The organism is Stackebrandtia soli, assembly GCF_965137155.1.
GTDB classification, from domain to species: Bacteria; Actinomycetota; Actinomycetes; order Mycobacteriales; family Micromonosporaceae; genus Stackebrandtia; species Stackebrandtia soli.
On record NZ_CBCRZX010000016.1, the window covers coordinates 46,648 to 61,053 of the forward strand.

11 protein-coding genes, 2 tRNA genes and 1 pseudogene are annotated in these 14,406 nt (G+C 67.3%); 7 read left to right on the forward strand and 7 right to left on the reverse strand.

The features are described 5' to 3' along the window. Nucleotides 1–637: 637 nt before the first annotated feature. The 3 genes from ACM9NP_RS11680 to ACM9NP_RS11690 all read right to left on the reverse strand — a co-directional run bounded on the left by ACM9NP_RS11680 (nucleotide 638) and on the right by ACM9NP_RS11690 (nucleotide 3,434). Entirely contained in the window at nucleotides 638–1,468 is an 831-nt protein-coding gene (locus ACM9NP_RS11680) for a hypothetical protein (protein ID WP_415646680.1), read from the reverse strand. A gap of 374 nt (nucleotides 1,469–1,842) precedes the next feature. Then, nucleotides 1,843–2,577: an enoyl-CoA hydratase/isomerase family protein gene (locus ACM9NP_RS11685; protein ID WP_415646681.1), complete on the reverse strand. Its 735-nt coding sequence runs from the start codon at nucleotides 2,575–2,577 to the stop codon at nucleotides 1,843–1,845. Continuing rightward, nucleotides 2,574–3,434, reverse strand: a complete 861-nt coding sequence (locus ACM9NP_RS11690) for a 3-hydroxyacyl-CoA dehydrogenase family protein (protein WP_415646682.1) — start codon at nucleotides 3,432–3,434, stop codon at nucleotides 2,574–2,576. Before ACM9NP_RS11690 ends, ACM9NP_RS11685 begins: the two co-directional genes overlap by 4 nt. A gap of 127 nt (nucleotides 3,435–3,561) precedes the next feature. Here ACM9NP_RS11690 and ACM9NP_RS11695 point away from each other — a divergent pair, with 127 nt between their 5' ends. The 3 genes from ACM9NP_RS11695 (at nucleotide 3,562) to ACM9NP_RS11705 (ending at nucleotide 4,771) form a co-directional block, all read left to right on the forward strand. Continuing rightward, the gene (locus tag ACM9NP_RS11695) at nucleotides 3,562–4,425 is read left to right on the forward strand and encodes a DMT family transporter (RefSeq protein WP_415646683.1); all 864 of its coding nucleotides are present in this window, start codon (nucleotides 3,562–3,564) and stop codon (nucleotides 4,423–4,425) included. Between the two features lie 168 nt (nucleotides 4,426–4,593). Continuing rightward, nucleotides 4,594–4,666 (forward strand) — tRNA-Glu (locus tag ACM9NP_RS11700). A gap of 30 nt (nucleotides 4,667–4,696) precedes the next feature. After that, nucleotides 4,697–4,771, forward strand: a tRNA-Asp gene (locus ACM9NP_RS11705). Nucleotides 4,772–5,436: 665 nt separating this feature from the next. On the opposite strand, the gene ACM9NP_RS11710 is transcribed toward ACM9NP_RS11705, so the two are convergent. Next, nucleotides 5,437–5,769: a DUF3467 domain-containing protein gene (locus ACM9NP_RS11710; RefSeq protein ID WP_415646684.1), complete on the reverse strand. Its 333-nt coding sequence runs from the start codon at nucleotides 5,767–5,769 to the stop codon at nucleotides 5,437–5,439. Continuing rightward, complete coding sequence (locus tag ACM9NP_RS11715) at nucleotides 5,766–6,269, reverse strand: GNAT family N-acetyltransferase (protein ID WP_415646685.1); 504 nt, start codon at nucleotides 6,267–6,269, stop codon at nucleotides 5,766–5,768. The genes ACM9NP_RS11710 and ACM9NP_RS11715 overlap by 4 nt, the downstream gene beginning before the upstream one ends. 197 nt (nucleotides 6,270–6,466) lie before the next feature. Here ACM9NP_RS11715 and ACM9NP_RS11720 point away from each other — a divergent pair. The 3 genes and pseudogenes from ACM9NP_RS11720 to ACM9NP_RS11730 form a co-directional block, all read left to right on the forward strand. Beyond that, the coding region (locus ACM9NP_RS11720) for a PP2C family protein-serine/threonine phosphatase (protein ID WP_415646686.1) at nucleotides 6,467–7,170 on the forward strand (704 nt) is incomplete at its 3' end. Nucleotide 7,171: 1 nt separating this feature from the next. Then, nucleotides 7,172–7,585 (forward strand): annotated as a pseudogene (locus ACM9NP_RS11725) (PP2C family protein-serine/threonine phosphatase); the annotation flags it as partial. Between the two features lie 563 nt (nucleotides 7,586–8,148). Next, nucleotides 8,149–9,999, forward strand: a complete 1,851-nt coding sequence (locus ACM9NP_RS11730; protein ID WP_415646687.1) for an acyl-CoA dehydrogenase — start codon at nucleotides 8,149–8,151, stop codon at nucleotides 9,997–9,999. 256 nt (nucleotides 10,000–10,255) lie between these two features. On the opposite strand, the gene ACM9NP_RS11735 is transcribed toward ACM9NP_RS11730, so the two are convergent. Both ACM9NP_RS11735 and ACM9NP_RS11740 read right to left on the reverse strand, forming a co-directional pair. Continuing rightward, nucleotides 10,256–12,802, reverse strand: a complete 2,547-nt coding sequence (locus ACM9NP_RS11735) for a transglycosylase domain-containing protein (RefSeq protein ID WP_415646688.1) — start codon at nucleotides 12,800–12,802, stop codon at nucleotides 10,256–10,258. A 301-nt stretch (nucleotides 12,803–13,103) separates the two neighbouring features. Beyond that, nucleotides 13,104–13,544, reverse strand: coding sequence for a DUF5318 family protein (locus tag ACM9NP_RS11740; RefSeq protein ID WP_415646689.1), 441 nt, complete (start codon nucleotides 13,542–13,544; stop codon nucleotides 13,104–13,106). A gap of 220 nt (nucleotides 13,545–13,764) precedes the next feature. Here ACM9NP_RS11740 and ACM9NP_RS11745 point away from each other — a divergent pair, with 220 nt between their 5' ends. After that, nucleotides 13,765–14,403 carry a PadR family transcriptional regulator gene (locus tag ACM9NP_RS11745; RefSeq protein WP_415646690.1) on the forward strand — a complete coding sequence of 213 codons (639 nt, stop codon included), beginning with the start codon at nucleotides 13,765–13,767 and terminating at the stop codon, nucleotides 14,401–14,403. The last annotated feature ends 3 nt before the right edge of the window (nucleotides 14,404–14,406 follow it).

Below are 14,406 nucleotides of genomic sequence, written 5' to 3' on the forward strand. Positions count from 1 at the left end.
GCCGAGGAGCGGCTATCGGCGACTGCGAGTCCATCCTGCTCATGGACCATGGCCAGGTTGCGGATATGGAAAGCGTTGATTCTCACCGGGAATCGCTGGCGTTCAGCCGAAGGCGTGTCTGGAAGCACTGGTCCCAGACGGCGCCATACTTTTCGGCCCGCCAGGTGTCCGTTCTTTGCCAAGTGACCGCGGTCTTTCGGCTTGGCGGGGCGATGTGCGGACAGGTGACGTTCCAGGGTGGCCGTGGTCGAGCCCCGCCAAGCCCGGAAACCGGGCCACCGGCTCGCAGGAAGGCTCCGACCTGCACCCTGCGGGCTCAGCGTGGTCCTCATTCACGGCTTGGTGGGTCTCCGCGCTGTCCCTGCAGAAAGCCGTGGTCGCGTACACCGCCCCACCAAGCCGAAAATCTCAGGCCACCCGGTACGCCGCCCCACCAAGCCGTAGGTCTCGGGCGCCCGCCTATGTCAGGGAAGCCCTGACGTCCAACAGAAGGCGCGCATGAATCCGGTCCAAATCCGAGACGGGAAGAACCGTGCCCCAGGCAATCGTCGAATGCAAGCCGGCCAGTCGTCTCCGGGCATTTCCTCAGCCGCGCCGCCAAACCACGCTCCTGTCCGACGAGCGTGGCCGCGGCGGGTCACCGGGGTGTGAACATCGCGCGGGCGATCGCGCTGCCCGCGACGGCGGTGAGGGCCGTTCCGACCACGGCGACCGCGGTCGCGCCGAGGCCCGCGCCGTCCGGGGGATGGCCCGCCAAACCCGCGAGCACATAGGACGCCATCGCCAGGATCGGACCGATCGTCGCCGCGAGCCACGGCGTCGGGACGTATCGCAGCAGCTCGGAGCGCGACCCGAGTGGCACGCCCCATTGACAGACCGTGGAGGCGGTGCCGAGGAAGGCGCCGATCACGGCGGAGAAGAACACGGCCACCAGCAGCGCCTGGAAGAGCCGACTCCCGTCCGGCCAGTCAGGACCGGGGTCGAGCACCCCGAGAACGGGCTGCGCCCGGCGTTGCGTCGTGGAAGCCGCGACGAGGAGCGCCCAGGCGACGCACGACCAGCCGATCAGGGCCCAATAGAAGGTGCGACCGCGTGGAATCGTCACCGAGGCGACGCAGCCGAGCGCGACTCCGAGGAAGACGAGCCGGACCGCGTCGAGCTGGCTGAGGTCGCCGCCGTACATGCCCGCCCATGAGGCGACGGCGGCCGCGACCGGCGCGGCGAGCGACGCCCCGAACGCCGACATCGCGGACAGGGTCAGGCGGCGAGACGGCCCTCTATAGATGGCGCGGGGGACGACGGAGCCGAGTATGACGGAGAGCGCAACCGTCCAGATCATGATCGGGGCGCTGACGACGACGGTGTGGGTCCGGTCGGTACCGTCCCACGCGCCCAACGCGTGGGCGCCGAGGATCTGACCGACGCTGAGCAGGGATCCGATGATCGCGGCGCACACCGATTGCACCACGCGTGGATCCGAGGCGGATTCCCCACGTGTCACTGCCGGTGACGCGGGGACAGACATACCACGACATTAGGCGTCAATACGATACCAACCGGACACGCCAATGTCACGGTTCCATGACCTTTTCGCGGGGGCGACTGTGCCGGTTCGGGCCTTGACAAACTCACACCGGGTCTAACGCTGGCGGAACCGACGACGCTTGGGCGACAAGGATTCCGGCCGCTCGGTCGTTCGCGCGGCGACTAGCAGGCACGATCAATCGAAATAACCACAATGGATTCCATTGTGACCTGTGGTCGCCGTCGCCGTCGGTGGTCGCGCGACACGGGTACTCCGCACGGCCAGGGCGTCCGCGCCGAGGCGACGACGTCCACCGATCACGACTTCTTCGTCAGGAACTCCGTCATGCGCCGATGCTTCTCGTCGTCGTCGAACAGGAACGCCTGGGCGGCCAGCTCGACCTGTGGGTGCGCCCCCTCCGGGGCGTCGACCGCGAGCTTCGTCAGTCGCAGCGCCATCGGCGAGGCCTTCGCGATCCGCGCGATCATCGCCCGGGCGGCGTCCAGGAGTTCCCCCGGTTCGACGACGGACGACACGAGTCGGGCCGACAACGCCTCCTCGGCGAGCATCCGGCGTCCGGTGAACAGCAGCTCCTTCGCGAGCGACTCCCCCACCAGTCGAGGCAGTCGCCACGTCGCGCCGGCCCCCGCGATGATGCCGAGCCGCGCCTCCGGTTGCCCGAAGAACGCGCGAGTCGTGCAGATCCGGATGTCGCACGCGTACGCCAGCTCCGCGCCCCCACCGAGCGCCGGGCCGTCGATCGCGGCGACCGTCGGCAGCGGCAGGCGACGCATGCGGTCGAAGATGCCCGCGTTGATGGCGCGGAGCGCGTCGGCGCTCGTGCGGTCGCGCAGTTGGGCGATGTCGGCGCCCGCCGCGAACACGCCGTCGTCGCCGCCGGTCAACAGCATCGGCCGTGGCCGCCGCTCCAGGTCGGCGCACACGGCGTGCAGTTCGTCGACCATCGTCTGGTCGATGGCGTTGCGCTTCTCCGGCCGGTTCAGGCGGACCTCGACGTGCTCGCCGGTCTCGGTGATCTCCAGGGCGCTCATTCCGCGACCCGCTTCCCGTCGACCCAGCGGTAGATCCCGTGGCCGGTCTTCTTTCCGAGTCGACCTTCCTCGACCAGACGCACCAAAAGGGATGGTGGTTCGAATCGGTCGCCGTACGCGGACTGCAAGGTGCGCGCGATGTCGAGGCGGACGTCCAGCCCGACGAGGTCGGTCAGTTCCAGCGGACCGATCGGATGCCGATAGCCGAGCACCATCGCGGTATCGATGTCAGCGGCGGAGGCGACGCCGGACTCCAGCATGCGAATCGCCTCCAGGCCGAGCGTGACGCCGAGGCGGGAGGTCGCGAAGCCGGGGGCGTCGGCGACGACGATCGGTTCCTTGTCGAGACGCCGGGCGAGCGCGAGAGCGTCGGCGACGACCTCGGGCGCGGTCTGCGGGCCGGTCACGACCTCGAGCAGTGCCATGGCGTAGACGGGGTTGAAGAAGTGCAGTCCCAGGAACCGGTCGGGACGCGCCAGCGGTTCCGCCAGGGTCGCGATGGAGATACTGGACGTGTTGGACGCCAACAGTTTCGGCTCCCGCTCCTCGGCGGCCGCGAGAACGGTGTGCTTCAGTTCGGGGCGTTCGGGAACGGCCTCGACGATCACGTCCGCCCCGGTGTCGACGGCGGTGAGTTCCGTCACCGTCGACAGGCGATCCCGGATTGCCAGGGCCGTCTCCGCGTCGAGCCGACCGCGTTCGACGGCACTGTCGGCCCAGGAACCGACGCGTTCGAGGGCGGCGGAGCCGCGACCCGAATCGATCTCCACTATGGTCACATCATATCCGGCGCGAGCAGCGACGTAGCCGATGCCGGCACCCATCGTCCCCGCACCGACCACCACGAAACGATCCATTGTCGAAGTACCGCCTTCCGCAACACTGAGGACGCCGCCCACGGTACCGGCGACACCCGAGACCGACGGCCCGGGCATCCGTTCACGCACTGTTCACCGGCCCGTCAGACCACTACCGTGGCCCGACGTGCACCCCATCGCGATCCTCCTCGTCGCTATAGCCGCCGTGTGCCACGCGGTGTGGAACCTCTACGCCAAACGCGCCGCCGACGGCGGTGCCGTCTTCGTCTGGCTGAACAGCGCGGTATCGACGGTGCTGTACCTACCGGTCGCGATCGGCGCGTCCCTCCTCTACCCGCCGCAGTGGAGCTGGGTACTGCCCGGCGCGATGCTCGTGACGGGGATCCTCCACTCCGGATACTCCGTCGCGCTTCAACGCGGATACCAGCACGGCGACATGTCGGTGGTGTACCCGCTCGCGCGCGGCACCGGACCTGCCCTGTCGGTCGCGTTCGCCGTCGTCGTCCTCGGCGAGCGCCCCGGAGTCATCGGGCTGATCGGGGCGGGCGCCGTCATCGCGGGCATCCTCATCATCGGGCTCGGCAGGGCCGGTGGCACCGGCAAACTGGCGGCCGGAGTCGGGTACGGGCTCATCACCGGCACGCTCATCGCGTCGTACACGGTGTGGGACGCGATGTCGGTCGGGGCGCTCGCGATCTCCCCGATCCTGCTCGACTGGGGGAACAACCTGACCCGCACCATGCTGCTCTCGCCGCACTCGCTCCGGCGGCGCGACGAGATCCGCCGCGTGTGGCGCCGGCACCGGACCGCCGTGCTCGTCGTCGCCACGATCGCCCCGGCCGCCTACATCCTGGTGCTCTTCGCTTACCGGTACGCGCCGATCAGCTTCGTGGCACCCGCCCGCGAGTTGAGCATCGTCATCGGCGGGATCCTCGCGTGGTTGCTGCTGCGGGAACCCCAAGCGGGACGACGCATCACCGGGGCGGCCGTGGTCCTCCTCGGCGTCATCGCGCTCGCCGCCGCAAAGTGAAGCGAATTCGCAGCTCACGGCGGACATCGACGAAAGTGCGACCCCCGTGAATCGGCGCTTCGCGTGCGTGTCGTATGCTTTCCAAGCCTCCGACGGCGCGCAGACGGTGGCAGGCGAAGTCAAAACCGGCGCGCGACCCGAAAAGGTCGTGTGGCATGATGACTAAGCGCCCCCATCGTCTAGTGGCCTAGGACGCCGCCCTTTCAAGGCGGTAGCACGGGTTCGAATCCCGTTGGGGGCACGCGTTACACGACCGGGTTCAACCGGACCAGGTCCCGTGGAGCAGTATGGAGTGCTCGCCGCCCTGTCAAGGCGGAGGTCGCGGGTTCAAATCCCGTCGGGACCGCAACGTTCTACCAGCTAAAGCCGGATCCTCACCAAGAGGAACCGGCTTTTCTGTTGTCGCCGTACGGTGTTTCGGCGATGATCGTGATCGAAGGCCGGGATTTCGGCCGACCGGTCGTGACGATCGCCAAGGGCGACAAGGTTTCCGAGCGTCGAGACCGGCTGCCCCGAAGCTCTCTTTGGAACAGACGCGCCTTCCGGCGTCCCGCGACGTCGCTTCACGGAAGTCGCGGATCACAACAATGTGGACTTCATCATCGTTGAAGTTGCACGACATGGTGTCGCCGGTCCGACGGCCAGTCGGATGCGGCGATCGACCACGCGGCCGATCGCGAGGACTCACCGGATTGGACGGTCTCGCCCGGCAGACTCGCGCCGTCCCGTCGTCCGAAGCCACGGTCTGGTGGCCGCGGAGGAGGAGGCGGTCGTATTGACGCTGAGGAAGTGCGGCTCTGGCGCGCGTCATCTCCTCGTCGGCCGGTCTCGCTCAGATCGACGCTCGGGCTTCGGCGACGACGGGTTCCTCCCGGGCGCCCCCGACTCGCTGAACGCTCGAGACACGGAAGGCACGCGACTCGGACCTCGGTCCGTGGCACGTTCGGCCTCAGCCGTCAGGGGGACCCGCGTCCTCGACGAGGCCCGAATCGAAACGGGGCTTCGCGATCGTCAGGCCTGCCCGTCGCGGCGGCCGGTTTCCCTCTCCCACGAGGAGAGTTGCTGTTCGAGGGCCTTCATGATCTCGAAGACCTGCGATGGCGGGATCTTCACCCGTGACACGACCCGCGCGGGGGTGTGCAGATAGGTGTCGCCGGTGTGCGGGTCCTCGGTCGGTTTAGGGGGGCGGGTGATCGTCGCGAAGTCGAGGGTGAAGGTCTCCGAGTCGTGCCAGATCGCCACGAAGTTGGCGTACACGCCCGTCTCCATGTCGGGAGGCGTCTCGATCGCGATGCGACGCTCAGGCGGGCGGGGGGACGCTGGTGGCGGCGTGGGCGTAGTCACTCGGCCGAGCTTAGTTCACCGGCGTGGTCCGGCAGCAGGTCCTTACCGAGGTGGCGCGCGTTCGGGTACCCCGCGTAGTGCCCGAACGGGGTGACGGCCCCGTACCCGAGGGCCGCGTACAACGCCAACGCCTCCGGTTGGCCCGTACCCGATTCGAGGATCATTCGTCGCTTCCCGGCGCCTCGGGCGTCCTCCTCCAGCAACCCGACGATTCGCTTCGCGAGCCCCAGGCCCCGCACTGACGAGGCGACGTAGACGCGTTTCATCTCGGCGTCGACGTCGTGGGTGCGCCAGCCGCCGCACGCGACCGGCTCACCGTCGGCGTAGCCGACGAAGAAGGCGCCGTTGGGCGGCAGGAAATCCGCCACGCCGAGCGTCGTCGCGTCGCCTTCGCCGTAGCGGGCGACGTATTCGGCGTAGATCTCGGCGTCGAGCGTCCGGACGGGGGCGCGTCGAAACGCTCGGGGCGGAACTCCACATGCATGAGGCCAGCATGCCACCGGAACGCACGGAGACGGCCATCACGTGGTGCTCTGTGATCACCACGGCGGGCGTGCTCACGGGGTCGCTCCATGATCACCTGTCCGTTCGGTCAAACAAAAAGCTCCGAAACGGCGGCACCGGACGGTGTGCTTCGTGGTCGCCGTCAAGGCATGCTGTGTGGAGACTTCAGCGGCCACTGACGAACACGGGACGGATGATGGCGACGACTGCCCCGCGCAGGGTCCGCGCGGACACGCGCACCAGTATCGGTGCCTCGCTCGTCTTCTTGGCGCTCGTGATCGTCGTCGAATCGGCGATGGGACCGGGACCGGACGTCGTGGTGCTGTTGGTGTTCCCGCCCTTCATCGCGTCCACCTTCGCCGGCTGGCGGGCCGTTCTCGCCGTCGGCGTGACGTGTCTGGTGGCGGCGATCGGGATCACCTTCGCCGAGTTCCCATCCATTCAGGACACTCCAACGTCGCACCTGACGGATCTGCTCGCGGTGGTCTTCGCCCTGGGGACCGCCATCGGGGTCTCCGTCCTTCGGCAGCGGCAGTATCGGCGCCTGACCCAGTTGTCCCAGCTCGCGTCGGTCGCCCAGCAGGCCGTGCTGCGCCCGATCGGACCGATCGTCGGCCAGTTGAAACTCGCGGGCCGGTACGTGTCGGCGAGCGAGCAGGCGGACATCGGCGGCGACCTGTACGAGGCCATCGATACTCCATACGGGACACGTCTGGTGATCGGCGACGTCCGGGGCAAGGGCCTGCCCGCGGTGCGTCTCGCCTCGACCGTCCTCGGTTCGTTCCGGCACGTCGCGCACGAGCGCGCCGAGATCGCCAACGTCGTGTCCGATCTCGATCGCGCGGTGGCGCGCAGCGCGGGCTACGAGGACTTCGTGACGGCCGCGTTCCTCGAGGANCGCGGGGGCACCCTCACCATACTCAACTGTGGACATCCGCCGCCGCTGTTGCTCCGGCAGGGCAGCCTCGAGCTGCTGTCGCCCGACTCGGCGGCCCCACCGCTCGGCTTCATGCCGACGGTCAAACCGCTGACGCTGCGGCTCGAACCCGGCGACCGGATCCTGCTCTACACCGACGGCCTCGCCGAAGCGCGGCGCGACGGGGTGTTCTTCCCCCTGTCGGAACGCGCGTGGGGCCTCATCGGCCACGGCTCGATCGTCGACGGCCTCGCGTCGCTGGAGAGCGCCCTGCGGTCCTGGGTCGGCGGGCCCCTCGGAGACGACATCGCGCTGATGCTCGTCGAGTACATCGGCCCCGCCGATCAACCCGCGACCAGCTGGTCCGCCGACGTGCCCGTCGAGATGACCCCGTGAACATGGATGAGGGGGAACCGGCACGCCGCACCGGTTCCCCCTCATCAACCCCACCCCCTGCGCGGTCGCGCCGTCAATAGACGGGGCGACCGTCACGCGGGCGACTCGACTTGCTCGCCCGCGTCGGGAATCTCATCAACATAGACGAACCCGCTCTCCGTCCCGTTCCACCGTACGGAGGCCCGGTGTCTACCGACATAGGCGTTTCTCGTCAGCTTCCACGGCATCAAGATCCTCGCCAGCATGTGTCACGGTCCTCCCAACGGTTCGGCGACACGTGGTGCGCCATGCCGACCCCCTCCCCACCGAGGAGGCCTCTCACGACGGCGCCCCTCCCCCGTTTGGTGGCCGTCGTGCCGGTTCGACGTCGATCGCGCCATTCGTACTCGCCTACGACGTCAACAAATACAACGATCGCCGCCCAAGATCGTCACGGATTTCTATTCATTGGTTTTCGGTCGGGGTGGTCCACGACACGGCATGCTGTGCCAATACCGGCGCCCGACTTGCCGTGGTTACTGGTGGGTAATACCCTTGAGTTACTGAGCAGTAGGAGGCTGGGCATGACCCATTACAAGAGCAATCTTCGCGATCTTGAGTTCAACCTGTACGAAGTCTTCGGCACCGACGCCATCATGGGTCAGGGTCTGTACGAAGACATCGACGTAGACACCGCCAAGGAGATCCTGCGCGAGGTCACTCGGATCGCCGAAAACGATCTGGCGGAACCGTTCGCCGACGCCGACCGTAACCCACCGGTGTTCGACCCCGCGACGAACACGGTCAAGATCCCCGAGGCGTTCAAGAAGGCCTATCAGACCATGATGAGCGCCGAATACTGGCGCCTCGACATGTCGCCGGCCCTCGGCGGCACGGCGGCCCCCCGCACCCTGTGGTGGGCACTCGCCGACTTGGTGCTCGGCTCGAACCCGGCGCTGTGGATGTACGCCGCCGGCCCGAGCTTCGCCGGAACCCTCGAGAAGGAGGGCACCGAGGAACAACGCAAGTGGGCCGAACTGTTCGTCGAGAAGCAGTGGGGCGCCACCATGGTGCTGACCGAGCCCGACGCGGGCTCCGACGTCGGCGCCGGGCGAGCCAAGGCATACCTGCAATCTGACGGCTCCTGGCACATCGAGGGCGTCAAGCGGTTCATCACCTCCGGCGAGCACGACCTCACCGACAACATCATTCACTACGTGCTCGCGCGGCCCGTCGGCGTCGAAGGCGCGGGCGGCCCCGGCACCAAGGGGCTCAGCCTCTTCATCGTTCCGAAGTACCACTTCGACGCGGAGACGGGCGAACTCGGCGACCGCAACGGCGTCTACGCCACCGGCGTCGAACACAAGATGGGCCTGAAGGTCTCCACCACCTGCGAGTTGACCTTCGGCGAGAAGGAGCCCGCCAAGGGCTGGCTGATGGGCGAGAAGCACGAGGGCATCCGCCAGATGTTCCTCATCATCGAATACGCCCGGATGATGGTCGGCACGAAGGCCATCGCGACCCTGTCGACCGGTTACCTCAACGCGCTCGACTACGCGAAGTCCCGCGTTCAGGGGGCCGACCTGCTTCAGGCGACCGACAAGACCGCGCCGCGCGTCACCATCACCCACCACCCCGACGTGCGCCGCTCGCTGATGCTCCAGAAGTCGTACGCCGAGGGCCTCCGCGCGCTCGTGCTGTACACGGCGACCTGGCAGGACAAGGCCCGCATCGCGGCGGCCTCCGGCGATACCGACACCGAGAAGCTCGCCGACCGGGTCAACGACCTGCTGCTGCCGATCGTCAAGGGCTGCGGCTCCGAGCGGGCGTTCGAACTGCTCGGCTCGGAATCCCTGCAGGTCTTCGGCGGCTCCGGCTTCCTCCAGGACTACCCGCTGGAGCAGTACGTCCGCGACGCCAAGATCGACTCCCTGTACGAGGGTACGACCGCGATCCAGAGCCTGGACCTGATCTTCCGCAAGATCGTCCGGGACGGCGGCGTCGCGCTCGGCACCGTCGCCGGTGAGATCGGGCAGTTCCTCTCCGAGGACGGCGCCGACGAGCTCACGGGCGTCAAGAAGGCGCTCGGTGAGGCGCTGGAGAACGCGCAGGCGATGCTCGGTTCGCTCGGCACCTCGATGGGCGCGTCCCAGCAGGGTCAGCCGCGCGAGCTGTACAAGGTCGGTCTGCACTCGCGGCGTCTGCTGCTCGCGATGGGCGACGTCGTGATCGGTTGGCTGTTGGCCCGCCAGGCGGAGATCGCCGCCGCGAAGCTCGCCGACGGCGCGAGCGGCGCGGACGCCGACTTCTACACCGGCAAGGTCGCGGCGGCGAAGTTCTTCGCCGGCGAGGTCCTGCCCCGGCTGTACGCCGACCGCAAGATCGTCGAATCGGCCGACCTGACGATCATGGATTTGCCGGAAGCGGCGTTCTAGAACCCGTCCTGGGCCGACCCCGAACGGGTCGGCCCCTAGGTCAATGAGTACACAATGCACAGAATTGTGCATTGTGTACTTTTTTGCGCGCGGCCCGACAACGCCATCGGGTCGAGCCCTCTCCGGCCGCGCCGCGTCCGGTGGGACGTCGGGTCGCACGATGTCATCCGGACGTCGGGCACGGCAACGGGCGGCTCATGACGACGGCCCCGCCTCCCCCATATCGGGAGGCGGGGCCGTCGTCAATCGATACGACTCACTCGATCCGGGCGTAGTCCTCCCGGATCATCGGCTCGTCATGAGCTCCTGGAACATCTGTCGACCGGGACAACGGCTGCTGCCGATCCCGTGGTGCGTCATCGGTTCCGTTCTCATCACCACCGGGGGGAGTGCAGTCCGGATCACCGGGCAGGGTCGGATCGCACGTGCCGTCCGGCGGTGGGACCTGACAGGCCGGATCCGCCGGGTCGAGATCGCACACGCCGTCGCCGTTGCAGTCCGGGTAACCCGGGGTGCCCGGCACGCACTGCTCGCCGCCCTCGTTGCACTTCGGACGAGGATCGCCGGGACGACACTTCTCGTCATCCTTGTCATCCTCATCCTCCGGGGGCTTTCCCTTGCCGAGTTCACCGGCGTCGGCGTCGCCGTGGTTGCCCCGTTCCGGGAAGGGCTGCGGCTGCGATTCCAAGACCTCGACGGCCTTGTTCATGAAGTTCGACCACACGGTGCCGGAGGGGCCGGAGCCATAGGCGTTGGCGCCGTACTCGTCGAGGACAACCCCGTTCTCGCTCTCCTTGTCGCCGACCCACACCGCCGCCGAGATCTGCGGGGTGAAACCGGCGTACCAGACCGCGGAGTTCTGGTCGCAGTTCGGACTGTCCTCAGGGCAGTGACGCTCCCAGGTTCCCGTCTTGCCGGCGATCCGCTGGCCGTTGTTGAGGGCACCGTCGCCCTCGACGTTCGGCCACACCGAGGAGGAGACGAAGGTCGCGTCGGCCGCGATGGCCTGGTTGACGACCTCATCTCCCTCGAGGTCCGGGTCGGTCGCGGCGTCGTAGACGACCTCGCCGGACCCGTCCTTGATCTCCTGGACGAAGTGCGGCTTGTGGTAGACGCCCTGGGCCGCCAGGGTCGCGTTGGCGACCGCCATGTCGTGCACCGACACGGGGTACTGACCGAAGCCGATCTCGTTGTCGACGAGGGCACGCGGGTCGGAGGGGTCGAGACGCTCGTCGGTCGTCAGGTCGACGATGATCCGATCGCCGTCCCGGTCCTCCGGGTTGGGGACCACCATCTTCGTGATGCCCATCTTCGCGGCGACCTGCGCCACCGTCGCGGCGCCGACCTTGTTCGTCATCGCGTAGATCGGAGTGTTCAGCGACTTGATGATCGCGTCCTTCATCGAGATCTGCTTGACGCTCTGGTTGCCGGAGTTGACGACGTCCTCCGCCTCGCCACGCTCGGCGAACTTGCGGGGGGACGTGCCGTCCCACAGGGATTCGATCGACATCCCGGCCTCCAGGGCCGCGATCATCGTGAACTCTTTGAAGGAGGATCCCGGCGGGTGCATGTTCTCGTGCCCGGCCTTGTCGATGCCAGTGCCGTCGGGACCGCCGTAGTAGGCGAGGATCGCGCCCGTCGCGGGATCGACCGCCACGAGTCCCGCCGCGAGGTTGTCGGGCAGGGTCTTCATGTAGCTGTTCTTGCCGCGACCGGCCGCGGCCTTGGCCGCGTCCTGGAGGTCCTTGTTGATCGTCGTGGTGATCGTGTAGCCGTGCAGACCGATCTGGTCGATCGGGACGTCGAGGATCTCGGACGCCTCCTGCAGGGCGTAGTCGTGCGAGATGAAACCGGTCGGCTTGTCGGCTCCCAGACTGCCGCCGAGGTTGTTCGGCTTCTCCGTCTTCGGGAGCTTGGTGATCTCGTCGCGTTCCGCCTTGTCGAGCTTGCCGACCTCGACCAGGGAGTCGAGTACGTAGTTCCAGCGACCCTCGGCGTTCTTGCGGGCCTCGTCACCGTAGAGACCGGTCGGGTCGTCGGGGTCGTACTGGCCGCCGGTGCCCTTCAGCTGAGCGATCAGCAGCGCGGCCTCGGAGACGCTGATCTCGGTGATGTCCTTGCCGAAGAACGCCTCCGCGGCGGCACCCACTCCGTACGCCTGACGCCCGAACGGCATCAGGTTCAGGTAGGCGTTGAGGATCTCGTCCTTCGACATCGTGTCGCCGATCTTCATCGCCATGACGGCCTCGCGCGCCTTGCGGAGGTAGGAGTCGTCACCACGGATGTTGGCGATCGCGCCGACGTACTGCTGCGTCAAGGTCGACGCGCCCTGCGTGTCGCCGCCCGTGACGTTGTTCCAGACGGCACGCATGACGCCCCAGAAGTCGACACCGGGGTGCGACCGGAAGGTCCGGTCCTCGGCGGCGATCAGTGCCTCCTCGACGATGTCGGGGATCTCCTCGGGGGAGGCGACCTTGCGGTTGATGCTCCCGACGGTGGCCATCTCCTCGCCACCGGCGTACAGGATCGTGGCGTTCTGGTCGAAGTCGATGTCCTCGGGAACGGGGACGCTCTCGAAGAAGATCGACCCGACGACGGTGACGCCGCCGAGGAAGACCGCGAGCACGCACGACAGCGCGATGAGACGACGGCGGCGCTTCTTCTTCTTGTTGGCCTTGCGAAGCGCCTCGGCCTCTTCGTCGCTCAGAGCACGTCCGCCGCGCCGTTTGGCGCCGACGCGGGCGGTGCCTCGCGCGGGGCCGGTCGAATCGGACCCCGGCACTCGGGCGCGGCCCGACGTCACCGGTTCATCGTAATCGGAGTAGTCAGACCGTCCCGGAACGGAGGCTGAGCCCATCGACGCGCTTCCCCGGACCGAGGTGGTCCCTCGACCGCTCGTGTAGGGATCGTCGTGGCGCGAGTAGGAATCGTCACGATCGGAGCGTGAATAGGAATCGTCATGATCGGAATGCTGCGACCGACCTTGCCGATAGTCGGATTCCGGATGTCCGCGGTCATCTCGGCCGGACCGGGAACCCGGCCAGCCGTAGTCATCGGGGCCGTTACCTTGGCCCCTGGATCCGTAATCGCTCATTTCTCTTGTGTTACCCGTCCGTCCGGGTCGAGACCTGCCGTGGTGGACGTGACGTCGTGACGTCGGTCCTGGTTGTTGGGGTGTTGGGGTGGTCCTGTCCCATACCGAAACGGTGGGTCAGGTGGTTCCAACCGCAACCACGGCACACCTCGACGACGTATACGTCAAAGGCGCGATACTGCTTAGCGAGCATCGCAAGTTCGGCTCGACTGCGTGCCTGCCCCGCGGAGGAGCGCAGCTCGTCGCCGTAAATATAGTGCACAAGCCACAGGTTCTCCCTGCGACAGATCGGGCAGCGCTGCTCGGTCTCCTCGCCGTGATATCGCGACGCGCTTATGAGATAAGGCGAAGCGTCGCAGACATCGAGGGTGTCGACGAGACCCGACGCGACGTCGCTCAGCAGCGAGCGCCGCTGAAGCGAGTAATCCACGTCTGCCGATGTCGAATGCACGCAAGCCAGCGTACTCACCAGTCGCCCACGTCGGTTTCCAGTGCGTCGCTGTTGTCCTGTTTTGTCCGCTAAATCAGGCGGGTTTTGGGCCGTTCGGTGGTGTGCCGGAACGGCCGTATACGACCGTCGACGCCGCTCCGCGACTTAGAGTAGGGTGAGGAGGTACCGTGACGATGTATCGATTCGATACATCGGTACGCAATAAACGACGGGAGGGATCATGCTGGAGCTGGCGGTGCTCGGTCTCTTGCACGAGTCCCCGATGCACGGCTATCAACTGCGGAAGCGGCTCACCGCACTATTGGGCGCGTTCCGGGCGGCGTTCAGCTACGGCTCCCTGTATCCGACCCTGCGTCGGATGCGGGAAGACGGCTGGATCATCGCCGACGAACCATCCTCTATAGACGATGTGCCGCCGCTGACCGGGCGACGAGGCCGGATCTCGTACCGACTGACCACCGAGGGCAAGGAGCGATTCACGTCGCTGCTGTCGTCGGCGGGGCCGGAGAGCTACGAGGACTCCGGATTCGGGGTGCGGTTCGCGTTCTTCTCCCGCTGCGATCCGGCCACCAGGCTGCGCGTCCTCGAAGGCCGCCGCCGACGGGTCGAGGAGCGGCGCGAGACGCTTCGCGAAACGATCGACCGTGCCGCGTCACGACTCGACGCTTACTCACTCGAGCTGCAACATCACGGACTCGACGCGTGCGAACGCGAAGTCCGTTGGCTCAACGAGCTGATCGCCTCGGAGCAGGCGGGCCGACCACCGTCGGTGCGACTGCCCGGTCGAGGCGGCGTCGAAGTGCCCGGCGACAACGGGGACGACCAGACATCGGCCGATCCACCAGTACCACGTCCATGATCA